Here is a 24,612-nt window from a genome sequence, read left to right as displayed (position 1 = left end):
TGCGGTACCCATCCGCCTCTACTTGCACGCGCGGCTGTTCGAACCGCCGCCACATCCCGCGGAACGTTACCGTACCGCGATCAGATGACCACTTCGACGTTCTCCCCCGGCGGCTGCCCAGAGGTCCGTTCGGTTTCCAGCGCGCTCTGCAGAATGACCACCGCGGCGGCCTGGTCGACCACCGAGCGGCCCTTCTTGCTCCGGACCCCGGAGGCCCGCAGCCCCTGGGTCGCGGTGACCGTCGACATCCGCTCATCGACCAGCCGCACCCCTACGGGCGCGATGTTCCGGGCCATCTCCTGTGCGAAGGCCCGGACCTTGGCCGCGGCCGGTCCCTCTCCCCCACTGAGGGAGCGGGGCAGCCCGACCACGACCTCCAGCGGCTCGTACTCCTCGACAATCGCCTTGAGCCGCCGGTGTGCTGAGGGGACATCACGTCCCGGCACGGTCTCGACGGGGGTGGCGAGGACCCCGTCGGGGTCGCACGAGGCGACCCCGATGCGGGCGTCCCCGACATCCACCGCGATGCGCCGGCCGCGTCGCATCTCGCTCACGCCCGTCAAGCCGCCTCGGCCACGAGCCGCTCCACGGCGGCGATGGCCTCGGGCACGGCGGCGGCGTGCTGCCCGCCGCCCTGGGCCACGTCCGGCTTGCCGCCGCCACCGCCGCCAAGCGTCTTGGCGGCCGCACGGACCAGGTCGCCGGCCTTGATGCCGCGTTCGCGGGCGGCCTCGTTGGTGGCGATGACGGTCAGCGGGCGGCCGTTGGCGACAGTGAAGAGCGCCACGACCACCGGGCGGTCGCCGAGGATCCGGCCGCGGACGTCCAGCACCAGCTTGCGCAGGTCGTCGGCGGAGGTGCCGTCCGGGACCTGTGCGGCGGCCAGGGCCAGCCCGCGGACGTCCCTGGCGCCCTCGGCCAGCCCGGCCGCGGCCTGCAGCACCTTCTCGGCGCGGAACTTCTCGATCTCCTTCTCGGCGTCCTTGAGCTTGGCCAGGACACCGGAGATCTTCTCCGGCAGCTCCTCCGGGCGCCCCTTGACCAGCTCGGTGAGCTGCGAGACGACGGTGTGTTCACGGGCCAGGAACTTGTAGGCGTCCACGCCCACCAGCGCCTCGACGCGGCGCACGCCGGACCCGATGGAGGACTCGCCGAGCAGCTTCACCAGGCCCAGCTGGGCGGTGTTGTGGACGTGCGTACCGCCGCACAGCTCCTTGGAGAAGTCGCCGATGGTCACCACGCGGACCCGCTCGCCGTACTTCTCGCCGAACTCGGCGATGGCGCCCTGCTTCTTGGCGTCCTCCATGCTCATGACCTCGGCGTGCACGTCGAGCTCACGGGCGAGTACGTCGTTGATCTTCTGCTCGACGTCGGTCAGCACCGAGCCGGGCACCGCGGTCGGCGAGCCGAAGTCGAAACGGAAGCGGCCCGGGGAGTTCTCCGAACCGGCCTGGGCGGCCGTCGGGCCCAGGGCGTCGCGCAGCGCCTGGTGGGTGAGGTGGGTGGCGCTGTGGGCACGGGCGATGGCACGCCGGCGGGTGACGTCGATGGCGGCGTACGCGGCGGCGCCGAGCACCACCTCGCCGACCTGGACGACGCCCTTGTGGACGGTCACGCCCGGCACCGGCTGCTGGACGTCGCGGACCTCGACGACGGCGCCGGAGTCCAGCTTGATCCGGCCGGTGTCGGCGAGCTGCCCGCCGCCCTCGGCGTAGAAGGGGGTGCGGTCCAGGACGACCTCGACCTCGTCGCCTTCATGGGCGGCGGGAGCCGGGACGCCGTTGACCAGCAGGCCGACCACGGAGGACTCGCCCTCGGTGGCGCTGTAGCCGGTGAACTCGGTGGTGCCGGCGGCGTCGGCGACCTCGCGGTAGGCGGACAGGTCGGCGTGGCCGTGCTTCTTGGCCTGGGCGTCGGCCTTGGCGCGCTCCCGCTGCTCCTTCATCAGGCGGCGGAAGCCGTCCTCGTCGACCGAGAGGCCCTGCTCGGCGGCCATTTCGAGGGTGAGGTCGATCGGGAAGCCCCAGGTGTCGTGGAGCAGGAACGCCTTGTCGCCGGGCAGGACCGTGCCGCCGGCGGACTTGGTCTCCGTGACGGCGCTGTCGAGGATGTTGGTGCCGGCCTTCAGCGTCTTGACGAAGGCGGCCTCCTCGGCGAGGGCGACCGTCTCGATGCGGCGGCGGTCCTCCAGCAGCTCCGGGTACTGCTGGCCCATCGTCTTGATGACGACGTCCAGCAGCTCGCCGACGACCAGCCCGTCGGCCCCGAGCAGCCGCATGTTGCGGATGGCGCGGCGCATGATGCGGCGCAGGACGTAGCCGCGGCCCTCGTTGCCGGGGGTGACGCCGTCGCCGATGAGCATCGTGGACGTCCGCATGTGGTCGGCGACCACCCGCAGGGAGACGTCGGAGGCGTCCGCGGCGCCGTAGCGGACGCCGGAGAGCTCGGTGGCCTTGTCGATGACGACGCGGAGGGTGTCCGTCTCGTACATGTTGCGCACGTCCTGAAGGATCATCGCCAGCCGCTCCAGACCGAGGCCGGTGTCGATGTTCTTGCTGGGCAGGTCGCCGAGGATCTCGAAGTCCTCCTTGCCGATGCCCGCTCCGCGCTCGTACTGCATGAAGACCAGGTTCCAGATCTCCACGTACCGCTCGTCGTTGACGGCCGGGCCGCCCTCGACGCCGAAGGCCGGACCGCGGTCGTAGTTGATCTCGGAGCACGGACCGCACGGGCCCGGGACGCCCATGGACCAGTAGTTCTCCTTCTTGCCCAGCCGCTGGATGCGCTCCTTGGGCACGCCGATGACCTCGTGCCAGATGCGCTCGGCCTCGTCGTCGTCCAGGTAGACGGTGATCCAGAGCCGCTCCGGGTCGAGGCCGTAGCCGCCGTCCGCATGGGAGCCGGTCAGCAGCTCCCAGGCGTACTTGATGGCGCCTTCCTTGAAGTAGTCGCCGAAGGAGAAGTTGCCGCACATCTGGAAGAACGTGCCGTGCCGGGTGGTCTTGCCGACCTCTTCGATGTCCGGCGTACGCACGCACTTCTGGACGCTGGTGGCGGTCTTGTAGGGCGGCTTGACCTCGCCGAGGAAGTACGGCTTGAAGGGGACCATGCCCGCGGGGACCAGCAGCAGCGTCGGGTCGTCCGCGATGAGCGACGCCGACGGCACGACGGTGTGCCCGCGCTCCTCGAAGAAGCGCAGCCAGCGGCGGCGGATTTCAGCCGACTCCATCAGTGGTCCTCTTTTCCAGTCGGTCCGGTCAGACCGTTCGGTCCGGTTGTTCTCGTGGTGCGGTACGGCGTTTCGAGCACCGCGCGGCGCGGTGCGGGCAGCTCGGGCACGTCGGCCGACGAGCTGAGACCGAGGGCGTCGTGCAGCTGCTCTTCACGGTCCGCCATTCCGGTCCGTACGTCCAATGCAAATTGGCGCAACCGGTGTCCGGTCTCGACGGCCTTGTCCGCGGCCTGCGCGGCGAGGCTGTCGGGCTGCAGCTTGCGCAGCTTTTGGTGGACCTTGTTGGTGGCCCACACTCCGGCGGCGGCGCCGGTGGTGAACCAGAATGCGCGGCGGAACATCGCTGTGATCAGTCCTTGGAGCGACGGTTGCGGCGCCCGCCGCGGCGGGCGCCGGGCAGGGTACGGCCGACGACGACGGTGCGCTGGGCGCGCCCGGCGGCAGGGGCCGCCTCGCCCTTCTTGCCGATCGCGCGGCGCACGCCGTAGCCGAACGCGGCCACCTTGACCAGTGGCCCGCCGAAGGCGGAGGAGACGGTCGAGGAGAGCGCCGAGGCGTTGGCGGTGACCTCCTGGACGTCGGCGGCGATGGCGTCGACGCGGGCGAGCTGGGTGTGCGCGGAGCGGACGGTCGCGGACGCGTCGGCGAGCAGCGGCACGGCCTGCTCGGACACCTCGGCCACCATCTTGGTCGTCGCCTTGAGGGTCTGTGCGAGCCTCACCAGCACGAGGGCGAGGAACGACACGAGGATTGCCCAGAAGACGGCCACGAGGATCCCGGCCACCTCTCCACCGGACACGCTGGCACCACTCTCCGACTGGTTCTTGGGTCTGGTCTCGTCCTGCTCGAACGGCAACCTTGACCTTATCGCGCCGTGACTGTCCGTCCGTACCCCGTTCCCGGTGCCGAGAGCGGCACCGGAAGGGGTGATTGTACGGTCCGCATCCCCCCGAGTACGCTCCGTGTGCCATGCGACGCTTCTCGCGCCCCGGTCCCGCTTCCCACCACTCCCCCGCCCGGGGGCGGGCGCCGGGCAACGTACCCGTGGAGCTCGACCGGTTCGTCGGCCGCGCGGACGAACTGGCCGCGCTGGAGCGGCAGCTGGCCGCCGCCCGGCTCGTCACCCTCACCGGTCTCGGCGGCGTGGGGAAGTCCCGGCTCGCCCTCCACAGCGCAGCGATCTTGCAGGATCGCTTCTGCGACGGGGTGTGGCTGGTCGAGCTGTCCGCACTGCGCGAACCGCATCTCCTGGACCACGCGGTCGCCGAGGCGCTGGCACTGGCCGACCACACCGGCCGCCCGCCCCGCGCCGCGCTCCGCGACCACCTCGCCGACCGCGAACTGCTGCTCGTCGTGGACGGCTACGAGCACCTGGTGGAAGCCTGCGCCGAGCTGACCGCCGAGCTGCTGTGCCACGCCCCCGGGCTGCGCGTGCTGGCCGCCGGCCGCCGGCCGCTCGGGCTGCCCGGTGAGTACAACCTGCCGGTGCCCCCGATGAACACCGCCGACGCCACCGCCCTCTTCACCGCTCGCGCCGTGTCCGTGCTCCCCGGTTTCACGACGGCCGAGGCGGCGGTCACCGCACTCTGCGACCGCCTCGACGGCATCCCGCTGGCCTTGGAGCTGGCCGCCGGGCGGCTGCGCGCGCTCTCCGTCGACCAGGTGGTGCACCGGCTCGACGACCGCTTCCGGCTGCTGACCGGCACGGTCCGCGGGGGGCTGCCGCGCCACCGGACGCTGCGCTGCGCCATCGGCTGGAGCCATGAGCTGTGCACCCCGGAGGAGCGGCTGCTGTGGGCCCGACTGACCGTCTTCGCCGGGCAGTTCGACCTGGACGCGGTGGAGTACGTCTGCTCGGGCCCGGAGCTGCCGGCCGATGAACTCCTCGATGTCGTCGGGGAGTTGGTCGCCCAGTCGGTGCTCGTACGGGAGGACACCGCGGCCGGGGTGCGCTACCGGATGCTGGACACCGTGCGGGACTACGGCGCGGGCTGGCTGGCGGCGACGCCGGACGGCGAGCGGCTGCGCCGCCGGCACCGCGACTGGTACGTGGGCCTGGCGACCTGGTGCGAGCTGGACTGGTTCAGCCCCCGGCAGGCGGAGATCGCGGCCCGGATCGACGCCGAGCTGCCCAATCTGCGCATCGCGCTGGAGCAGAGCCTGGAGAGCACGGACGACGTCCACCTCGGCCAGTACCTGGCCGGCACCCTGTGGTTCTACTGGGTGGGCTGCGGGCGGCTCTCGGAGGGCCGGCACTGGCTCGACCGGGCGCTGGAGCTGGAGAGCGGCCATGACGACGCCCGGCTGAAGGCGCTGTGGGTGACCGGCCATGTGGCCGTCCTCCAGGGCGACACGGTCGGCGCGCTCGGGGCGCTCCAGGAATGCCGCGAGGAGGCCGAGCGGACCGGCAACGCCACGGCCGCCGCCTACGCGCTGCACCGCACCGGCTGCCTCGCGCTGGTCTGCGACGACATGCCGCGCGCCGAGACGCTGCTGCGCGGGGCGCTCGCCCGCTACCGGGAGATGGGCGAGCTCAACAGCAATGTGCTGATGGGCCAGGTCGAGCTGGCGCTGGCGGTGGCCTTCCAGGGGCAGTTGGAGGACGCGGTTCGGCTGTGCGAGGACGTCCGGCAGGTGTGCGGGGACCACGGCGAGCGCTGGACGCTGGCGTACGCGCAGTTCGTGCTGGCCTTCGCGGCCTGGTCGCGCGGGGAGGATGGGCGGGCGCGGGCGCTGCTGGAGGAGTGCCTGGCCATCGACCACTCCTTCCACGACCTGCTGGGCGCGGTGCTGGCGATCGAGCTGCTGGCCCTGGTGACGCTCGGCGAGGGCGATGCGGAGGAGGCGGCCGTGCTCCAGGGCGCGGCCGGCCGGATCTGGCCTTCGGTGGGGCTGCCGCTCTTCGGCTCGCGCTACTACAACCAGCCGCACGAACTGTGCGAGCAGCAGGCCCGGGCCCGGCTCGGGGCGGCGCGCTACGAGCACTGCCTGCGGACCGGCGGGCGGCTGGACCTGGACGCGACGGTGGCCCGGATCCTCCAGCCCGGGAGCCCCGAAGGCACCGCCCCCGGGCCGCGCGGGGTGGTGCGGATCGCCGCGCCCCCGACGAACCAGCCCGCCGCCTCCCCCTCCGCGAGCGGCGGGGAGACGGCGGGCTGAGCGGTGCGTGCTGCGCCGGCCGGAGATCAGCGGGCGTAGTACTCGACGACGAGCTGCTCGTCGCAGATCACCGGGATCTCCTTGCGGTTCGGGTCCCGGTCCAGGCGGAACGCCAGCGCCTGGAGGTTGACCTCCAGGTAGCGCGGGGTCTCGCCGTCGGTGGCGTAGCCACCCTCGCGGGCAACCTGGAAGGGGTGCTTCTCGCGGCTGCGCTCGCGGACCATCACGACGTCGCCGGGGCGGACGCGGAAGGACGGCTTGTCGACCTTGCGGTCGTTCACCGAGATGTGGCCGTGGACGACCATCTGGCGGGCCTGGTAGATCGTCCGGGCCAGACCCGAACGCAGGACGAGCGCGTCCAGACGGCGCTCCAGCTCGACGATGAGGGCCTCGCCCGTCTTGCCTTCGACCTTCCGAGCGCGGTCGTAGGCACGGACCATCTGGCGCTCGCTGATGTCGTACTGGGCGCGCAGACGCTGCTTCTCCAGCAGCCGGACCTTGTAGTCGCTGCTCTGCTTGCGGCCACGGCCGTGCTCGCCGGGCGGGTAGGGACGGGCCTCGAAGTACTTGACCGCCTTCGGCGTCAGCGCGATGCCGAGCGCGCGCGACTTCTTGACCTTGGGACGCGACTGGTTCACGTGGAACGTTCCTCCATGTAAGTTAGGTGAGGCTTACCTTACCGCGAGGAGAACGCATGTTTCGACCTGGGATCCCCCTGCCCGGCGCGCACAGCACCAAGGCGGGTCAGCCGCGTCCCGTGGAAGACGCCCAGCGGCCCTCGGCGGCTGAGCGCATACGAACTCTCGTCGAATCCCATGGTATGGCGTCGCTGAACGTCCCCGGAGTCGAGGACCTCGACGAGACCGGCCTCTCCGCACCGGCCTGCCGGACCGTCACGGACGAGGGAGACGTGCTGTTGCTGGTTCCCGGCGACTCCGCGGCGGCCCGGGCGGCGGCCCACGCGCAGGACGACGACCTGGCGGCCGTGATGGAGATCACGGACGTGGCACCGGTCTCGGTGCCCCATCGCATCCGCGGACGCGCCTGGGTGGCCGGCTGGCTGACCCCCGTACGCAACGACGACCGCTCGGCGGCGGCGCTGCTGCTCGCCGAGCGGCACCCCGTCGGCGAACTGCTCGGCATCGGGGAGGCGCTGCGGCCCGACGCCGTGCCGGGACTCCACGGGCGGGCCGCCTGGATGATGCTGCGCCTGGAGGTCGGCGAGGGCGCGGTGGACGACCTGTGGGGCGCGGAGTCCGTGGAGCCCGACGCCTTCGCCGCGGCCGCGCCCGATCCGCTGGTCTCCCACGAGGCGGAGCTGCTCCAGCATCTGCACGCGGCGCACGGCGAGCAGGTCCGCGGACTGTGCGCGCTGCTGGGCGACCGGGGCGCGGTCTGCGGGCAGCGCGACCGGGCCGTGCCGCTGGGCCTGGACCGCTTCGGGCTGCGGGTCCGCTTCACCGACGAGGCGCAGCGGTCCTTCGACGCCCGCTTCGACTTCCCCGAGCCGGTCCGCGACATCGCGGAGCTGCGCCGGGCGATGCACACCCTCTTCGAGGCCGCGGCGCAGTGACACCGGGCCCCGGCGGACGGCGCCGCCCGCGCCCGCGTCAGTCGCCGCTCTCGCCGCGCAGCCGGGCGCGAACCCGCTCGGCGACATCGGCGTAACGCGCCTCGACGCCGTGCCGGGTCGGGGCGTAGTAGCGCTTGCCGTGCACCTCGTCCGGGGCGTACTGCTGGGCCGCGATACCGCCCGGCAGGTCGTGCGGATACTGATACCCCTGGCCGTGGCCGAGCTTCTGGGCGCCCTTGTAGTGGCTGTCGCGCAGATGCGGGGGGACCGCGCCGGCGTGCCCGGCCCGCACATCCGCCAGGGCCGCGTCTATCGCCATGTAGGCGGCGTTGGACTTGGGTGCCAGGGCGAGCGCGATGGTGGCCTGGCTCAGCGTGATCCGGGCTTCCGGGAAGCCGATCAGCGCCACCGCCTGGGCAGCCGCCACCGCGGTCTGCAGCGCCGTCGGATCGGCCAGCCCGATGTCCTCGCTCGCCGAGATCATCAGCCGGCGGGCGATGAACCGCGGGTCCTCCCCCGCCGCGATCATCCGCGCGAGATAGTGCAGCGCGGCGTCGACGTCGGAGCCCCGGATCGACTTGATCAGCGCGCTGGCGACGTCGTAGTGCTGGTCGCCGTCCCGGTCGTACTTCACGGCCGCGCGGTCGACCGACTCCTCCATCGTCTGAAGGGTGATCTCCGGCTCCCCCTTGGCCAGCGCGGCCCCGGCGCCGGCCTCCAGTGCCGTCAGCGCCCGCCGGGCGTCGCCGCCGGCGACCCGCAGCAGATGCGCCTCGGTGTCCGCGGGGAGCGTGACGGTCCCGGCGAGCCCGCGCTCGTCGGTCAGCGCGCGCTGCAGCAGCCGCCGCAGGTCGTCGTCGGTGAGCGGCTCCAGCGTCAGCAGCAGCGAACGGGAGAGCAGCGGGGAGATCACCGAGAAATACGGGTTCTCGGTGGTCGCGGCGATCAGCGTCACCCAGCGGTTCTCCACCGCGGGCAGCAGGGAGTCCTGCTGGGCCTTGCTGAAGCGGTGGATCTCGTCGAGGAAGAGGACGGTCTCCTTGCCGTAGCCCCCCGAGGCACGGCGGGCGCCGTCGATGACCGCCCGGACCTCCTTGACGCCGGCGGTGATCGCGGAGAGCTCGACGAAGCGCTTGTTCGTCGCCTGGCTGACGACATACGCCAGGGTCGTCTTGCCGATCCCGGGCGGCCCCCACAGGAACACCGACGACGGCCCGGCCGGCCCCCCGTGCCCCTCGCCCACCAGCCGGCGCAGCGGCGAACCGGGCTTGAGCAGATGCTGCTGGCCGACGACCTCGTCGAGGGTGCGCGGGCGCATGCGGACGGCGAGAGGGGCCCCCACGGGGTCCCTCTCCTGACGGTCTTCCGCGGCGGCGGTGAACAGGTCGGGCTCCACGGTCAGGAGCCTATGCCACACCACTGACAACGCCCCGGCCCGCCGTGATCGGCGGACCGGGGCGCGGTGCGGTTCCGTACGGGTCTCAGAGCAGGCTGCTCCAGTACGACCACCACCGGGTGAGGATCAGCAGCGCGATCACCCCGTACCAGAGCACCGGGACGACCCAGTGGAACTCCAGGACCGCGTTGCGCAGTCCCCGGGGGGCCGGGATGATGCCGTGCTTGATGTTGTGCACCGTCGTGTACCAGAACATCAGGATGGTGACGCACCAGGTCAGGGTGCACCACAGGCACAGCGCGTTGATCTCGTACAGCGACTGGGACATCAGCCACATGCAGAAGACGGCGGCGAGCAGCGTGCCGATGTTCAGGCCGATCCAGTACCAGCGGCGGAAGCGGGCGCCCGCCAGCAGGGCCATGCCGATCGCGATGACCACGCCGAACCCGACGAGCCCGGCCATCGGGTTGGGGAAGCCGAAGACGGCCGCCTGCTTGCTCTGCATGACGCTGCCGCAAGAGATGATCGGGTTGAAGCTGCAGGCCGGTTTGAAGTTCGGGTCCTTCAGCAGCTCGAACTTGTCCAGGGTGATCACCCAGGCCGCCAGGCCGCCGAGCGCACCGGTGATCACCAGCAGCAGGGCCAGGGCGCGCCCCGAGCCGATGGGGCCCGTGCCGCTCGCGTGATCGTCGTCGGTGGACACGTCGTCAAGCGCTGTCGTCGTCATATCGCCGTTCCGTCGGTCCCTTGGGGGATGAGACTCGGCCGGTGGACCCGGCCCGGTCCTTCATTGTGCCGCACCTCCCTGTGAGCCCGGGGTGTCCTGCGCGGATCCGGAGTGATTCCGCGTACCCGCCGTTGACGCGAGGGGCCCGGACGGCATTCCGTCCGGGCCCCTCGAAGTCGTCTCGCCGACGCGGTCAGCTCAGCGCGCGCCGGACCTCGTCGACCACCGCGTCCAGTGCGACGGCGGTCTGCTCGCCGCTCGTCAGGTCCTTGAGCTGGACGACGCCCTCGGCCAGGTCCCGCTCGCCGGCCACCAGCGCCAGCCGTGCGCCGGAGCGGTTGGCGGACTTCATGGCGTTCTTCAGGCCCTTGCCGCCGAACGCGAAGTCGGTGGCGACCCCGGCCCGGCGCAGCTCGGTGACCGCGCGGAACAGCACCCGGCGGGCCTCCTCGCCGAGCGGCACGGCGTACACCGCGGTGGCGGCCGGGATGTCGAGGGTGATGCCCTCGGCCTCCAGCGCCAGCACCGTGCGGTCGACGCCCAGCGCCCAGCCGACCGACGGCAGCGCGGGGCCGCCGATCATCTCGGAGAGGCCGTCGTAGCGGCCCCCGCCGCCCACCGCGGACTGCGAGCCGAGGCCGTCGTGGACGAACTCGAAGGTGGTACGGGTGTAGTAGTCCAGCCCGCGGACCAGCTTCTCGTCGTCCTCGAAGGCCACACCCGCCGCGGTCAGCAGCTCGCGGACCTGCTCGTGGTACGCCTTGCACGCCTCGCAGAGGTAGTCGCGGAGCAGGGGCGCCCCGGCGAGCTGCTTCTGGACCGCCTCGCGCTTGTCGTCCAGGACGCGCAGCGGGTTGATGTCGACCCGGCGGCGGGTGTCCTCGTCCAGGTCCAGCCCGCGCAGGAAGTCCTGGAGCGCGGCGCGGTAGACGGGGCGGCACTCCTTGTCGCCCAGGGAGTTGAGCAGGATCCGGAAGTCGCGCAGGCCCAGCGCGCGGTAGGACTGGTCGGCCAGGATGATCAGCTCGGCGTCCAGCGCCGGGTCCTCCGCACCGATCGCCTCGGCGCCGACCTGCGAGAAGTGGCGGTAGCGGCCCTTCTGCGGGCGCTCGTAGCGGTAGTACGAGCCGGAGTACCAGAGCTTGACCGGGAGGTTGCCCGCCTTGTGGAGGTTCGCCTCCAGCGCCGCGCGCAGCACGGACGCGGTGCCCTCGGGGCGCAGCGCGAGCCGGTCGCCGCCCTTGGTCTCGAAGGCGTACATCTCCTTGGTGACGATGTCGGTGGACTCACCGACACCGCGCGCGAACAGCTCGACGTTCTCGAAGCCGGGCGTCTCGATGTAGCCGTACCCGGAGTTCTTCAGGGGCGCGGCGATCGCCTCGCGCACCGCGAGGTACGTCGCGGAGTGCGGCGGGATCAGGTCGTAGGTGCCCTTGGGTGCCTGAAAGGTGCTCACGGAAGGTCTCGTCACATTCCTCGTCGCGGAGCGGCGTTCGGGATGCCGTCTCCAAGGCCGGCGGCCACCTGCCTCAGGAAGGGGTTGGTGGCGCGCTCACGGCCGATGGTGGTCTGGGGGCCGTGGCCGGAGAGGACCACGGTCGAGTCGTCCAGCGGGAGGCATACGCGCTCCAGCGACCGGAGGATCTCGGCGTGGTCGCCGCCCGGCATGTCGGTGCGTCCGATGGAGCCGGCGAACAGCAGGTCGCCCGAGAAGAAGACCGGCGGCACGTCCGCCTGCTCGGGCATCCGGAAGGTCACCGACCCCTTGGTATGGCCCGGGGCGTGCGCGACGGAGAACTCCATCCCGGCGAGTTCCAGGGCGGCGCCGTCGGTCAGCTCCTTGACGTCGTCCGGCTCCCCCACGGTCAGCTCGCCCATGAGCTGCTGCCCGATGGAGCGGCCCAGGGCCTTCTCCGGGTCGCTCATCATGTAGCGGTCGGCGGGGTGGATCCAGGCGGGGACGTCGTGCGCGCCGCACACCGGGACGACCGAGGCGACATGGTCGATGTGCCCGTGGGTGAGGACGACCGCGACGGGCTTGAGCCGATGCTTCCTGACCGCGTCCTCGACTCCCTGGGCCGCCTGATGGCCCGGGTCGATGATCACGCACTCCTCGCCGGCGGCGGGGGCGACCAAGTAGCAGTTGGTCCCCCAGGCCCCGGCGGGGAACCCGGCAATCAGCACGTTCGTCCTTAAAAATCGGTGGGGGCCGGTCCGCGGGACCGCGCCCGGAACATCCCGGCAGCTCCAGAGCCTACCGGCGCGACTCCCGACAGGGCGAACCCGTATACGGTACGGCCACGGCAGACGGCAGCGATCGATGCTCAGGACAAGGAGACGACCGGTGGTCAGCAACGATCAGCGGCGGCGGCAGCTCGCCCGGCAGAAGTACGAGCGCCAGCAGGAGCGCCGGGCCGAGAAGTCCCGCAGGCACCGGCGCCGCAACGTGATCATCGCGTCGTCCCTGGCCGTCGTGCTCGCCGCGGGCGTCGCCGCGTACGCCTCGGTGTCGCTGACCGGCAGCGTGCGCCAGGGGGCCTACAACGACGCGGTGTCCCCGGCGCCCTCCCAGGCCGCCGACCCGTGCGGCCGGCCCGCGAAGAGCGCGCCGTCGACGAAGACCTGGCCCAAGGAACCGGCGATGGACATCGACACCTCGGCGTCGTACACCGCGCGGCTGGACACCACCTGCGGCCGGATCACGTTCACGCTGGACGCCGGCAAGGCGCCGCACACCGTCAACTCCTTCGCCTTCCTGGCCGGTCAGGGCTTCTTCGACCACAGCCGGTGCCACCGCCTGGTCGACTCGCAGATCTACGTCCTCCAGTGCGGCGACCCGAAGGGCACCGGCGAGGGGACGCCCGGCTACACCATCCCGGACGAGAATCTCAAGGACCCCCGGATCAAGGGCGATGTCTATCCGGCGGGCACGGTCGCGATGGCCAACCGCTACGACGGCAAGGACGACAAGACCCGTAATTCCGGCGGCAGTCAGTTCTTCCTCGTCTATCAGGACAGCCAGTTGCCGCCGAACTACACGCCGTTCGGGAGGATCACCGGCGGTATGGACGTCCTGAAGAAGATCGCCGCCGCCGGTTCGCGACCCGATCCGGCGAACGGCAACACCGCGCCCAACGCCACCGTCGTGATCGACAAGGCGGCCGTCACCAAGTCCTGACCGCCGGCCGGAAGGGGCGGCGCCCGTCGTCCCATCTGGAATTTCGGTCGTGCTGGATGCGGACAGCCGACCGCCGGTCGCCTAGATTGGCGTTGTGTAGGGTGCCTGCTCCGACGGCCTGACCACCCTCACCCGCAAGACAGCCCGTCGGACCGGCCAGGGCGCTGCCCGGCCGGACAGAAACTGTGGACGATGCCGGGGGGCCGCACGCCCCGTCGGCATCATGTGGAGGAGGCGCTGTGAGCAGCGACCCATGGGGCCGCGTCGATGAGACGGGGACCGTGTACGTGCGTACCGCCGACGGCGAGCAGGTCGTCGGATCGTGGCAGGCGGGAACTCCCGAGGAGGCCCTTGCCTACTTCGAGCGCAAGTATGAGGGCCTGGTCGTCGAGATCGGCCTCCTGGAGCGGCGGGTCAAGACCACCGACCTCTCGGCGAAGGACGCCATGACCGCGATCGACCACCTGCGCGTGCAGGTGGACGAGCACCACGCGGTGGGCGATCTGGAGGCGCTGAGAAAGCGGCTGGACGCGCTCGTCGGCACGGTCGAGTCGCGCCGCGAGGAGCGCAAGGCCCAGAAGGCCAAGCAGAGCGACGAGGCCCGGCAGTCCAAGGAGAAGCTGGTCGTCGAGGCGGAGGAGCTGGCGGCCAGCGAGCAGTGGCGGGCGGCCGGTGAGCGGCTGCGGGCGCTGGTCGACATCTGGAAGGGCCTGCCGCGGCTGGACCGCAAGACCGACGACGAGCTGTGGCACCGCTTCTCGCACGCCCGCTCGGCGTTCTCCAAGCGGCGCAAGGCGCACTTCGCCTCGTTGGACGCGCAGCGCGAGGAGTCCCGCAAGGCCAAGGAGAAGCTGGTCGCCGAGGCCGAGGCGCTGTCCGGCTCGACGGACTGGGGCGCCACCGCCGCCCGCTACCGCGAGCTGATGACGGACTGGAAGGCCGCGGGCCGCGCGCAGCGCGAGCACGAGGACGACCTGTGGAACCGCTTCCGCGGCGCCCAGGACGTGTTCTTCCAGGCGCGCGGCGAGGTCTTCGCGGAGCGGGACACCGAGCAGCGGGAGAACCTGACCCGCAAGGAGGAGCTGGCCGTCGAGGCGGAGAAGCTGCTCCCGGTGACCGACCTGAAGGCGGCACGGTCCGCGTTCCGGGCGATCAACGAGCGGTGGGAGGCCATCGGCCATGTGCCGCGGGACGCCCGCCCGAAGATCGAGGGCCGGATGCACGCCGTCGAGCGCGCCATCCAGGACGCCGAGGAAGCCGAGTGGCGGCGTACCAACCCCGAGGCCCGGGCGCGGGCCGCGGGGCTGACCGGCCAGCTGCAGGACGCCGTCGACAAGCTCCAGAAGCAGATCGACGCGGCGCGGGCGGCAGGCAACGACGCCAAGGCCGACAAGCTCGGCCGCGAGCTGGAGGGCCGCAAGGCGCTGCTGGACCAGGCGCTCAAGGGCCTGGAGGAGTTCGGCGGCTGAGCACGCCGTGTCCGTACGCGACGGCCCGCCGGGGTTTCCCGGCGGGCCGTCGCCGTGCCGGGCCCGGCTCACCGCCGGCTGTGCCGCGCCGTCTCCATCAGGTCGAGAGCGTGCTTGAGGACCTCGCACGCCTGGATGTGGTTGCCGGACTCCTGGAGCAGATCGGCCAGCCGCCGGCAGACCAGCACGGCTTCCGGGCCGTAGACCTGGTGGGTCTGGTGGAACGCCTGCTCCAGGACCTCGATGGCCTCCTTGATCTGCCCGGTCTCGGCGAGGAGTTCGGAGAGTTCCAGCTGGACGGCGGGGAGGCTGCCCCGGCCGTCCGGTCCGCGCTCCCGGAGGGCGAGCCGCAGCACCGGGAGCGCGTCCCGGCTGTTGCCGGTCGCCCGCAGCATCCGCGCCAGGCTCAGGCCGGACGCCACCATGGCGGCGCGGACCTCGGCGTCGAGCACCGGCCCGGCTGGCGCGCGGCGCCGCGCCAGGGCCCGGTTGCGGGCCAGTGGCAGCCGTCCGACGCCGTTCTCCTGGGAGCGCTGCGGCAGCGGCCGGTTCTTGGCCCGCAGCCGCTCGTCCAGGGCCCGGTAGAGGGTGTCGAGGTCGATCAGCTCCGGGCCGTCGGTGATGCCGTGCCGCAGGATGCCGAGCAGTTCGCCGGTGAAGGCGGTGTGCGGCTCGCCGTCCGGTGCCAGGGCGACCCGGTCCCGCGGGGAGGCGGTCAGGACGTAGGCGCCGTCCACCGCGGCCTGGGCGGCCAGCACATCGGCGCGCCCGGCGAGCGTACGGGCGGCCCGGCCGCTGAAGCAGCAGTCCAGGACGATCACCTTGCGGCGGGCGCGGGCGGCGCGGATGGCGCCGCGCAGATGCTGGTAGGCGACCGCGGTGTAGCCGACGCCGTCCCGCGAACCGGTCAGGCCGAGATAGAGGTCGGCCGACTCGGAGTCCCGCATGCCGTGGCCCGCGTAGTAGACGACGAGGGTGTCGGTGGCCTCGTCGCCGGCGCGGTGCACGGGGTCGAGCATGGCGGCGGCGCTCCCCGGGTCGAGGACCACCTCGCAGTGCGGTGCGGGCAGTCCCCAGACCGTGGCGTCGCCGAGGGTCCCCGCGAGGTCCCGGAGGTTGGCCTCGACGGCCGGGAGCGCGTCGAGGTGGTGGTAGGAGGCGGTGCCGAGCAGCACGGCCCGGGAGGCGGCCGGATCAGGCAGTCCGGTCATCGCCCCCGGGCTCCTGGGGTTCGTCGAGCAGTGCGGCGATCCGGCGCAGCGTCTCCGGGTCGCCGGCCGCACCACGCGGGATCCTGACCTCCATCTCCCCCGAGCGCAGGGTGAGTTCGGGGGCGCGGCGGCGCGAGTCGCGCCACTGGAGGACCGAGACCGCGAGCGAGCCGCCGGACACCGCGGTGCCGATCGCCAGCTGGAGCAGGTCGAAGCCGGTGCCCATCTCGCCGGGCCGGGGCCCGCGGGCGGCGCCGAGCCGGCCGCGTACCCGGCGGCTCAGTTCCTCGTCGTCGTGCAGCCACCGCATCAGGGACCGGAGTTCGTCCTCCGCGTCGCCTCCCGGCTCCGTCGTCACCCGTACGTCGAGATCAGTCATGATCCCGCCCCCTCCTCTGCTCGGTCCGTGTGTTGACCCGTGAGAACAGTTCCAGTGCTTCCGCCCCGGCGCCCAGCCGCGCCAGGCACACCGCCTGCCAGTACTGGCTGGTCAAGGTGGTCGGATGGTCCGGTCCCAGGGCCGAGGCGCAGACCTGGGCGACCGCGGTGAGCATCCGCACCGCCTCCTGGAGGTCGCCGCGCAGGACCAGGTTGACCGCCTCGCGCTGCCGGGACCGGGCGTTGTCCGCCGTCATGCCGCTGAGCATCATCTGCAGGGTGCCGTCGCTCAGGGTCAGCGGCCGGTGGGCGTCCGGGGTGGCGGGCACCGGGCCGGGAATCGCCGCCCAGTCCAGCACTTCCGGCACCGAGGAGTCCTGGGCCGGCGGACTGTAGACGAACTCCACGGCCTGCTCGCGGACGCAGCGGGCCACCAGCTCGCGTAACGCGCGCTGGTCGTCCGCGGTCGGCAGCCCGGCCAACAGCCCCTCGACATCGGCGGCGGCCGGCCGGCGGTCGGCTTCCTGCCCGCACAGCGTGTCCACGAGGTGCGCCAGGGCATGCGGAATGCCGCTGCCGTGCCGCTCGGCCAGCCGCGGGATACCCGGCCCCACCGCCCGTTCCACCAGCACGCCGACGTCGACGGCGTCCGCGCCCAGCGGCAGCGTGCCGGTGAGCATCAGGTACAGGCAGGCGCCGAGCCCGTACAAGTCGACTTCCGGGCCCGGGAGTTCACCACGGATCAGCTCCGGGGCCATGTACTGCGGGGTGCCGAGCAGCGCGCCGGCCTGGGTGATGGCCTGTTCCTCGGCGAGCCGGGCCAGGCCGAAGTCCTGGAGCACCACCCGGCCGGCACGGGTGACGGTGACATTGGTCGGTTTGACGTCGCGGTGCAGGACGCCAGCGGTGTGCGCGGCGGCCAGCGCCCGGCACATGCCCAGCCCGATCTCGGCGGCCAGCGCCGGCGGCAGCGGTCCGTGGCCCTCCACCAGCGCCGCCGGCCCCACCCCGTCCAGCAGCTCCATCACGATGTACGGCGTGCCCTCGTGGACGCCGCTGTCGTAGACGTGCACCACTCCCGGGTGGCTGATCCGGGCCAGCGCCTGGGCCTCCCGCTGGAAGCGCCGCAGGGCCGTCGAGCCGGAGTCCGGACCGCCGGCGGCCAGCAGCCGCTTGACCGCCACCCGGCGGTCCAGCCCGGTGTCCACCGCCTCGTGGACGGCGCCCATCCCGCCGCGGCCGATCAGCCGGACGAGGCGGTACCGCCCGCCGAGCAGTTCCTCCCCCATCGTGTCCCCCGCCGCTCTCTCAGGGCCTGCGTGCCGAGGTCACCCGGTAGACGTCGTAGACGCCCTCAACTCCCCTGACGGCCTTGAGGACATGGCCCAGATGCTTGGGGTCGCCCATCTCGAAGGTGAAGCGCGAGGTGGCGACCCGGTCGCGGGAGGTCTGGACCGCCGCGGAGAGGATGTTGACGTGCTGGTCGGACAGCACCCGGGTGACGTCCGACAGCAGCCGGGAGCGGTCCAGCGCCTCGACCTGGATGGCGACCAGGAAGACCGAGGACTGGGTGGGCGCCCACTCGACGTCCAGGATCCGCTCGGGCTGACGGGACAGCGAGTCGACGTTGACGCAGTCCGCGCGGTGCACCGAGACGCCGCTGCCGCGGGTGACGAACCCGATGATGGGGTCGCCCGGCACCGGCGTACAGCAGCGGGCCAGCTTGACCCAGACATCGTCGACGCCCTTGACGACGACGCCCGGATCGGTGCTGGACCGGCGCTTGGAACGCGGCCGGATCGGCGTCGACTCGGCGATGTCCTCGGTGGCCTCGTCCTGCCCGCCGAGCGCCTGCACCAGCTTCTGGACGACGCTCTGCGCGGCGACATGGCCCTCGCCGATGGCGGCGTAGAGCGAGGAGATGTCCGGGTAGCGCATCTCGTGCGCGAGGGTGACCAGGGAGTCGCCGGTCAGGATCCGCTGGATCGGCAGGTTCTGCTTGCGCATGGCGCGCGCGATGGCGTCCTTGCCCTGCTCGATGGCCTCGTCGCGGCGCTCCTTGGAGAACCACGCGCGGATCTTGTTGCGGGCCCGCGGGGACTTGACGAAGCTGAGCCAGTCGCGGGACGGCCCCGCCCCGGCCGCCTTGGAGGTGAAGACCTCCACCAAGTCGCCGTTGTCCAGCGTCGATTCGAGCGGTACGAGCCGCCCGTTGACCCGCGCTCCTATCGTGCGGTGGCCGACCTCGGTGTGCACCGCGTACGCGAAGTCGACCGGGGTGGCGCCGGCCGGCAGCGCTATCACATCGCCCTTCGGCGTGAAGACGAAGACCTCGTTGCGCGAGAGGTCGAAGCGCAGCGACTCCAGGAACTCGCCCGGGTCCTCGGTCTCCTTCTGCCAGTCCAGCAACTGCCGCAGCCAGGCCATGTCGTTGACGGTGTCCTGGCCGGCGCCCTTGCCGGTGCCCTTGGGCACGTCGGTACGCACCTTGGAGGCCCCGGCGACCGCCTCCTGCTTGTACTTCCAGTGCGCGGCGATGCCGTACTCGGCGCGGCGGTGCATGTCGAAGGTGCGGATCTGGAGTTCGACGGGCTTGCCGCTGGGGCCGATCACGGTCGTGTGCAGCGACTGGTACATGTTGAACTTGGGCATCGCGATGTAGTCCTTGAACCGGCCGGGGACCGGATTCCACCGCGCGTGGATGGTGCCCAGGGCCGCGTAGCAGTCCCGGACCGTGTCGACGAGGACGCGGATGCCCACCAGGTCGTAGATCTCGGCGAAGTCGCGCCCGCGCACGATCATCTTCTGGTAGACGCTGTAGTAGTGCTTGGGGCGGCCGGTGACGGTGGCCTTGATGCGGGCGGCCCGGAGGTCGGCCTGGACCTCGTCGGTCACTATCGCCAGATACTCGTCCCGTTTGGGGGCGCGCTCGGCGACCAGCCGGACGATCTCGTCGTACATCTTGGGGTAGAGGATCGCGAACGCGAGGTCCTCCAGCTCCCACTTGATGGTGTTCATACCCAGCCGGTGCGCCAGCGGGGCGTAGATCTCCAGCGTCTCGCGGGCCTTCTTCTCCTGCTTCTCCCGCTTGAGGTAGCGCATGGTGCGCATGTTGTGCAGCCGGTCGGCGAGCTTGATGACCAGCACCCGCGGGTCCTTGGCCATCGCGACGACCATCTTGCGGACCGTCTCCGCCTGCGCGGCCTCGCCGAACTTGACCTTGTCCAGCTTGGTGACGCCGTCGACGAGCAGCGCGACCTGGTCGCCGAAGTCCCGGCGCAGGGTGTCGAGTCCGTACTCGGTGTCCTCGACGGTGTCGTGCAGCAGCCCCGCCATCAGGGTCGCCGGGTCCATGCCCAGCTCGGCGAGGATGGTCGTGACCGCGAGCGGGTGGGTGATGTACGGGTCGCCGCTCTTGCGCTTCTGGCCGCGGTGCCAGCGCTCGGCGACCTGGTAGGCCCGCTCGACCTGGCGCAGCGTGGCGGTCTCGATCTTGGGGTCGTTGCCGCGCACGGCCCGCAGCAGCGGTTCGAGGACCGGGTTGTACGGGCTGGAGCGCTGTACGCCCAGACGGGCGAGGCGGGCCCGGACGCGGTTGGGCGAGCCGGAGCGGCCCAGGGAGGCGGGCGGCAGCGGCTTGCCCCCGGCCGGCGGCTGCGCCGCTGGGGCCGGGCGGGGCCGGTCGGCGGGTGCCTGGGGCCCGGCGGGCCGGTCTGCGGTCGGCCGGGGCTTGGCGGTGCCGCCGGCCGCGCTCTGCCGCTCGGGCTTCGGCGCGGCGGAGGAAGCCGTGTCCGTCGGCTTCGGCTCGTCCGGGCGCGCGGCAGGGGTTCCCGCCGGACGCAGTCCGGGGGAGAGCGGCTGGGCCTCGTCTGGCAAGAGCACTCCTCATGCGGGTACGGACCCCAGGACCTCGAAGCGGCCGGGGTGCCATGGTATCGAGCCCATGGCCACGGCCGCCGCGCGGCCATGGCTCCGTACATGACACAGCAGCAGGGGCACCCGGAATGTTCCGGATGCCCCTGTCGCTCGTACCGTGCCGAAGACCGGCTCAGATCGTGATCAGCGCCTCCAGCGGAGCGCCCTTCAGGCCCGGCTCCAGCCGCTGCCGCCCGGCCAGGAAGCCCAGCTCCAGCAGCACCGCCAGACCCGCGACCTCGGCACCCGCACGCCGGATGAGCTGCATCGACGCGTCCGCGGTGCCGCCGGTGGCGAGGACGTCGTCGATCACCAGCACCCGGTCGCCTGGCGCCAGCGCGTCGGCGTGCATCTCGATCTCGGCGGTGCCGTACTCCAGCTCGTACGCCTGGCCGAGCGTCGTGCCGGGCAGCTTGCCCGCCTTGCGCACCGGTACGAAACCGATACCGGCGGAGACCGCGACCGGGGCGGCGAGGATGAAGCCCCGGGCCTCCAGGCCGACGACCTTGTCGGCGCGGTGGCGCTCGCACAGGTCGACGAAGGCGCCGGTCAGCGCGGCGAACGCGGCCGGGTCGGCGAGCAGCGGGGTGATGTCCTTGAACATCACGCCCGGCTTCGGGTAGTCCGGGACGTCGGAGATCCGGCTCAGCAGGAGCTCGCGCAGCTCCGGGGAAGCGGTCATCGGCGCTTCCCCGACGGGCCGCCGCGCCCCCGGCTGCGGGAGGTGGGCTGCTGCCGCGGGCCGACAACCGCGGCGTCCTCGGAGTCGTCGTCGGCCGGGGCGGTGGCCGGCTGCCCGTCCTCGCCCGCCTCCTTGGCCTCCGACGCGGCACGCTTCGCGAGGACCCGCCTGGCGAGCGCCTGCATCTGCGGCTCGCGGCCCTTGAAGTCGGCGACCAGCGGCGTCGCGATGAAGATCGAGGAGTAGGCACCGGCGGCCAGACCCACGAAGAGGGCCAGCGAGATGTCGTTGAGCATGCCGGCGCCGAGCACCCCGCCGCCGACGAACAGCAGACCCGCGACCGGGAGCAGCGCCACGACCGTGGTGTTGATCGACCGCACCAGGGTGCCGTTGATGCTGCGGTTGGCGATCTCGCCGTACGTGAAGCGGCTCTGCTTGGTGATGTCCTTGGAGGCTTCCTTCAGGCTGTCGAAGACGACGACCGTGTCGTAGAGGGAGTAACCGAGGATCGTCAGCAGACCGATGACCGTGCCCGGGGTGACCTCGAAGCCGACCAGGGCGTAGACGCCGACCGTGATCGTCAGGTCGTGGACCAGCGCGATCAGCGCGGCCAGCGCCATCCGCCACTCGAAGGCGATGGCCAGGTAGAGCACCACGAGGACCATGAAGATCCCCAGGCCCAGCCATGCCTTGTCGGCGATCTGCTGGCCCCAACTCGGGCCGACCAGCTGGGTGTTGACGTCCTTGGCCGGGACGTTGAGCTCCTTGGCGAGCTCTTCCTGGACGGGCAGCGCCTGCTTGGTGTCCAGACCGCTGATCTGGATGCGCAGCGCGCCGCCGCCGAGCTTCTGTGCCGTGGCCTGGTGGCCACCCGCCGCCGACTCGGCCCGGTGCCGGGCCTCCTCCGTCGTCACCGAGGTCTTGGGGGTGGTGAAGACCGCACCGCCGGAGAACTCGATGCCCATGTTCAGACCGCGCACCGACAGGCCGACGATGGCCGTGATGGTGATGAGGATCGAGACGCCGTACCAGATCATCCGCTTGCCGATGAAGTCGTAGCCGACCTCACCGCGGTAGAGCCGGGCGCCGATGTTGCCGAGCTTGGACATCTCACGCCTCCTTCGTCTGGGTGGGGGCGGTGCGACGGCGGCGCAGCGGTGGCTTGGCGCCCAGGCGCTTGGGATCGAGGCCGGACCAGGGGTGTCCCTCGGAGAAGAACTTCCGCCGGGCCAGCAGCGTCATCAGCGGCTTGGTGAAGAGGAAGACCACGACGACGTCGAGCAGGGTGGTCAGGCCCAGCGTGAACGCGAAGCCCTGCACCTTGCCGACGGTGACGATGAACAGCACCGCGGCGGCCAGGAACGACACGAAGTCGGAGACCAGGATCGTCCGGCGGGCCCGCGGCCAGCCGCGCTCGACGGCCGGGCGCAGCGTGCGCCCCTCGCGGATCTCGTCCCGGATGCGTTCGAAGTAGACGATGAACGAGTCGGCGGTGATACCGATCGCCACGATGGCGCCGCAGACCGCCGGGAGGTTCAGCGCGAACCCGATGGCCGGACCGAGCAGCGTCATGATCGTGTACGTCAGGATCGCCGAGACGACCAGGCTCGCCAGCGCGACCAGCGCCAGCCCCCGGTAGTAGGCGACCAGGTAGACGATGACCAGCGCCAGGCCGATGGCACCGGCGATCAGACCGGCGTGCAGTTGCTCGCCGCCGAGCGCCGCGGTGACCGTGGTCTCGTCGTCGATCTTGAAGGACAGCGGCAGCGCACCGTACGACAGCATGTTGCCCAGGTCCTGCGCCGACTGCTGGGTGAAGCCGCCGGAGATCGTGGCGTTGCCGCCGTTGAGCCGCTCGCTGACGCGCGGGTCGGAGACCACCGCGCCGTCCAGCACGATCGCGAACTGGTTCTGCGGCGGCGTCTTGGTGGCGAGCTTGCCGGTGATGTCCGCGAACTTCTTGCCGCCGCCGGAGGTGAAGTCCATCTGGACGATCCAGCCCTGGCCCTGCTGGCTGTCGAAGACCGCCTTGGCGTCCTTGACGTCCGTGCCCTCGACGCCGACCGGGCCGAGCACGTACTTCTGCGAACCGTCGTCCTTGCAGGCCACGACCGGGTCGGTCGGCTTGGCGCCCGCGGCCTGCTCACCGGCGGTCGCCCGGCTCTGCTTCGTGGAGCAGTCCAGCGCGCCGAGCTGCTTCTGCAGGGCCGGCGGGATGTCCGCGCCACCGGGAGCGGGCGGCGTCGGCTGGGCGGAGGGCTGGGTCGTCCCGGAGGCGGACGGCGGCGCGGACGGCTTCTTCAGGGCGTCCGTGACGGCGCGGCCCTGGGCCGTGGAGCTCGCACTGGGCGACGGCGAGGCGCTCTTTCCGCTGTCCTTGCCGGTGGCCTGCTCGCCGCTGCCCTTGCCGTTCTTGCCGCCCTGGGAGGGGCTGGGCTTGGGTGCCGGGGTCTTGGTGCCGGCGGTGGTGGTCAGCACCGGCCGGAAGCCGAGCTGAGCGGTGGTGCCGACCTGCTGGCGCGCCTGCTTCGCGTCCGTCCCCTTGGGGATGTTCACGATGATGTGGTCGCTGCCCTGCTTCTGGACCTCGGCCTCGGTCACACCGAGACCGTTGACCCGCCGCTCCATGATGTTCACGGCGGTGTTCATGTTGGTCTCGTTGATCGCGTTGGGCTTGCCCGGCTGGTTCTGCGCCGCCAGCGTGAAGCTGGTGCCGCCCGCCAGGTCGATGCCCAGTCGGGGGGTCAGCGTCCCGGTGGAGAACATGCCTCCGACCAGTCCCGCCATCGCGATCAGGACCAGGATCAGGGTGCGCCCTGGATGCCCCTGGTTAGCGGGCGCCCTGCGGCCCTTTTTCGGTGCTGCCACCTTGTCGTTTCTCCCTGTCCAACCCCTCGGCCTGGGATGTCTGCCGAGCGGCCACGAAGTCTTGTGGGGACGTGCCCCCGCCGGAGCCTAGACCGTCGGGGAACCGCGGTGCCGCCGATCGGGGGCGTGCCGCGGTTCCCGGAGAACGGACTACTTCGCGTCGGCGCCGCCGGCCTTCTTGTCTTCCTTGGCGGTGTCGGCCTCGGCCTTGGCGGGCTCCTCGGCCTTGTCGGCCTTGTCCGCCGTGTCCTCGTCGGCCTTCGCGGCCTCGTCGGCGGCGGGCTTGGCCTCGGCCTCGGTCTTGCCCAGGTCGATCTTGTCGGCCTTGTCACCCTTTTCGGTGGCCTCATCGGCACCGGCACCGGTCAGCGACGAGACATCGTCCGGGACGACCGGCTGCTCGTCGCCGACGATCGGATCGGCACCGTCCAGAATGCGGTTGTACTCCTCATCCGCGAGCACCGCGCCGATGGCGTTCTTGGCATAGATGGCGTGCACGCCGGGGGCGACCTCCAGGAGGACGGTTTCCTCGTGGATTTCCTTGACGGTGGCGTACATGCCGCCGATCGTCCGGACGCCGGTGCCGGGCTGCATTTCATCGCGCATCTGCTGGGCCGCCTGCTGCTTCTTCTTGGCGGACCGCGTCATCAGGAACATGGCCCCGATGAGGACGATGAACGGGAGGAGAGTCACGATACTCACGGGACGGAAATCCTTCGCACGACCGCGGCTCCGCGGTCTCATATACGGGGGTGGATACACCGCCCATACGGACGGCATCGGCGGAGTCTAAGCGAGTCTCCACCAGTGGAACAACGCCCAGC

General features: G+C 71.6%; 21 protein-coding genes. 4 read left to right on the top strand and 17 right to left on the bottom strand.

Annotation, left to right across the window (positions count from 1 at the left end; genetic code table 11):
- Positions 1-80 precede the first annotated feature (80 nt).
- Genes ruvX through ACO1BR_RS20255 form a run of 4 tightly spaced genes read right to left on the bottom strand, consistent with a single transcriptional unit; the run spans position 81 to position 4,031 of the window.
- Positions 81-545, bottom strand: coding sequence for a Holliday junction resolvase RuvX (ruvX, locus tag ACO1BR_RS20270; protein ID WP_426796497.1), 465 nt, complete (start codon positions 543-545; stop codon positions 81-83).
- A gap of 14 nt (positions 546-559) precedes the next feature.
- Positions 560-3,229 carry an alanine--tRNA ligase gene (alaS, locus tag ACO1BR_RS20265; protein ID WP_426796470.1) on the bottom strand — a complete coding sequence of 890 codons (2,670 nt, stop codon included), beginning with the start codon at positions 3,227-3,229 and terminating at the stop codon, positions 560-562.
- A complete protein-coding gene (locus ACO1BR_RS20260) occupies positions 3,229-3,573 on the bottom strand; it encodes a DUF6167 family protein (protein WP_426796469.1) in 345 nt (114 codons plus the stop codon). The genes alaS and ACO1BR_RS20260 overlap by 1 nt, the downstream gene beginning before the upstream one ends.
- An 8-nt stretch (positions 3,574-3,581) precedes the next feature.
- Positions 3,582-4,031: a DUF948 domain-containing protein gene (locus tag ACO1BR_RS20255; protein ID WP_236572994.1), complete on the bottom strand. Its 450-nt coding sequence runs from the start codon at positions 4,029-4,031 to the stop codon at positions 3,582-3,584.
- Between the two features lie 170 nt (positions 4,032-4,201).
- Between ACO1BR_RS20255 and ACO1BR_RS20250 the strand changes: the two genes are divergently transcribed.
- Positions 4,202-6,391: an ATP-binding protein gene (locus ACO1BR_RS20250; protein WP_426796468.1), complete on the top strand. Its 2,190-nt coding sequence runs from the start codon at positions 4,202-4,204 to the stop codon at positions 6,389-6,391.
- Positions 6,392-6,417: 26 nt separating this feature from the next.
- Here ACO1BR_RS20250 and rpsD read toward each other — a convergent pair whose 3' ends face one another.
- On the bottom strand, positions 6,418-7,029 hold the full coding sequence (gene rpsD, locus ACO1BR_RS20245) for a 30S ribosomal protein S4 (protein WP_039638011.1): 612 nt from the start codon (positions 7,027-7,029) through the stop codon (positions 6,418-6,420).
- A gap of 182 nt (positions 7,030-7,211) precedes the next feature.
- On the opposite strand from rpsD, the gene ACO1BR_RS20240 reads away from it, so the two are divergent.
- Positions 7,212-7,964 carry a DUF2470 domain-containing protein gene (locus ACO1BR_RS20240; protein ID WP_426796467.1) on the top strand — a complete coding sequence of 251 codons (753 nt, stop codon included), beginning with the start codon at positions 7,212-7,214 and terminating at the stop codon, positions 7,962-7,964.
- A 37-nt stretch (positions 7,965-8,001) separates the two neighbouring features.
- On the opposite strand, the gene ACO1BR_RS20235 is transcribed toward ACO1BR_RS20240, so the two are convergent.
- The 4 genes from ACO1BR_RS20235 to ACO1BR_RS20220 form a co-directional block, all read right to left on the bottom strand.
- Entirely contained in the window at positions 8,002-9,360 is a 1,359-nt protein-coding gene (locus ACO1BR_RS20235; RefSeq protein ID WP_426796466.1) for a replication-associated recombination protein A, read from the bottom strand.
- An 85-nt stretch (positions 9,361-9,445) separates the two neighbouring features.
- Positions 9,446-10,087 carry a vitamin K epoxide reductase family protein gene (locus ACO1BR_RS20230; RefSeq protein WP_426796465.1) on the bottom strand — a complete coding sequence of 214 codons (642 nt, stop codon included), beginning with the start codon at positions 10,085-10,087 and terminating at the stop codon, positions 9,446-9,448.
- Positions 10,088-10,280: 193 nt separating this feature from the next.
- Complete coding sequence (hisS, locus tag ACO1BR_RS20225) at positions 10,281-11,543, bottom strand: histidine--tRNA ligase (RefSeq protein ID WP_426796464.1); 1,263 nt, start codon at positions 11,541-11,543, stop codon at positions 10,281-10,283.
- Positions 11,544-11,554: 11 nt separating this feature from the next.
- Entirely contained in the window at positions 11,555-12,271 is a 717-nt protein-coding gene (locus ACO1BR_RS20220) for an MBL fold metallo-hydrolase (protein ID WP_159504826.1), read from the bottom strand.
- Between the two features lie 160 nt (positions 12,272-12,431).
- Between ACO1BR_RS20220 and ACO1BR_RS20215 the strand changes: the two genes are divergently transcribed.
- Positions 12,432-13,265, top strand: coding sequence for a peptidylprolyl isomerase (locus tag ACO1BR_RS20215; RefSeq protein ID WP_426796463.1), 834 nt, complete (start codon positions 12,432-12,434; stop codon positions 13,263-13,265).
- Between the two features lie 239 nt (positions 13,266-13,504).
- Positions 13,505-14,734 (top strand): DUF349 domain-containing protein, encoded by a 1,230-nt coding sequence (locus ACO1BR_RS20210; RefSeq protein ID WP_426796462.1) that lies wholly within the window; start codon positions 13,505-13,507, stop codon positions 14,732-14,734.
- A 68-nt stretch (positions 14,735-14,802) separates the two neighbouring features.
- Here ACO1BR_RS20210 and ACO1BR_RS20205 read toward each other — a convergent pair whose 3' ends face one another.
- The 8 genes from ACO1BR_RS20205 to yajC form a co-directional block, all read right to left on the bottom strand.
- On the bottom strand, positions 14,803-15,945 hold the full coding sequence (locus ACO1BR_RS20205) for a caspase, EACC1-associated type (protein ID WP_426796461.1): 1,143 nt from the start codon (positions 15,943-15,945) through the stop codon (positions 14,803-14,805).
- The gene (locus ACO1BR_RS20200; RefSeq protein WP_426796460.1) at positions 15,929-16,324 is read right to left on the bottom strand and encodes an effector-associated constant component EACC1; all 396 of its coding nucleotides are present in this window, start codon (positions 16,322-16,324) and stop codon (positions 15,929-15,931) included. Before ACO1BR_RS20200 ends, ACO1BR_RS20205 begins: the two co-directional genes overlap by 17 nt.
- Positions 16,317-17,612, bottom strand: a complete 1,296-nt coding sequence (locus tag ACO1BR_RS20195; protein ID WP_426796459.1) for a protein kinase domain-containing protein — start codon at positions 17,610-17,612, stop codon at positions 16,317-16,319. The genes ACO1BR_RS20200 and ACO1BR_RS20195 overlap by 8 nt, the downstream gene beginning before the upstream one ends.
- A 19-nt stretch (positions 17,613-17,631) precedes the next feature.
- Entirely contained in the window at positions 17,632-20,199 is a 2,568-nt protein-coding gene (locus tag ACO1BR_RS20190; RefSeq protein WP_426796458.1) for a RelA/SpoT family protein, read from the bottom strand.
- A gap of 172 nt (positions 20,200-20,371) precedes the next feature.
- Complete coding sequence (locus tag ACO1BR_RS20185; protein WP_426796457.1) at positions 20,372-20,920, bottom strand: adenine phosphoribosyltransferase; 549 nt, start codon at positions 20,918-20,920, stop codon at positions 20,372-20,374.
- On the bottom strand, positions 20,917-22,029 hold the full coding sequence (gene secF, locus ACO1BR_RS20180; protein ID WP_426796456.1) for a protein translocase subunit SecF: 1,113 nt from the start codon (positions 22,027-22,029) through the stop codon (positions 20,917-20,919). Before secF ends, ACO1BR_RS20185 begins: the two co-directional genes overlap by 4 nt.
- A gap of 1 nt (position 22,030) precedes the next feature.
- Positions 22,031-23,788, bottom strand: coding sequence for a protein translocase subunit SecD (secD, locus tag ACO1BR_RS20175; protein WP_426796455.1), 1,758 nt, complete (start codon positions 23,786-23,788; stop codon positions 22,031-22,033).
- Positions 23,789-23,938: 150 nt separating this feature from the next.
- A complete protein-coding gene (yajC, locus tag ACO1BR_RS20170) occupies positions 23,939-24,490 on the bottom strand; it encodes a preprotein translocase subunit YajC (protein WP_426796454.1) in 552 nt (183 codons plus the stop codon).
- Positions 24,491-24,612 lie beyond the last annotated feature (122 nt).

The organism is Streptomyces sp. YGL11-2 (assembly GCF_050054615.1).
GTDB lineage: Bacteria > Actinomycetota > Actinomycetes > Streptomycetales > Streptomycetaceae > Streptomyces.
Note: the sequence above shows the minus strand (reverse complement) of the source record. Positions and strands in the feature narration are given on the sequence as shown.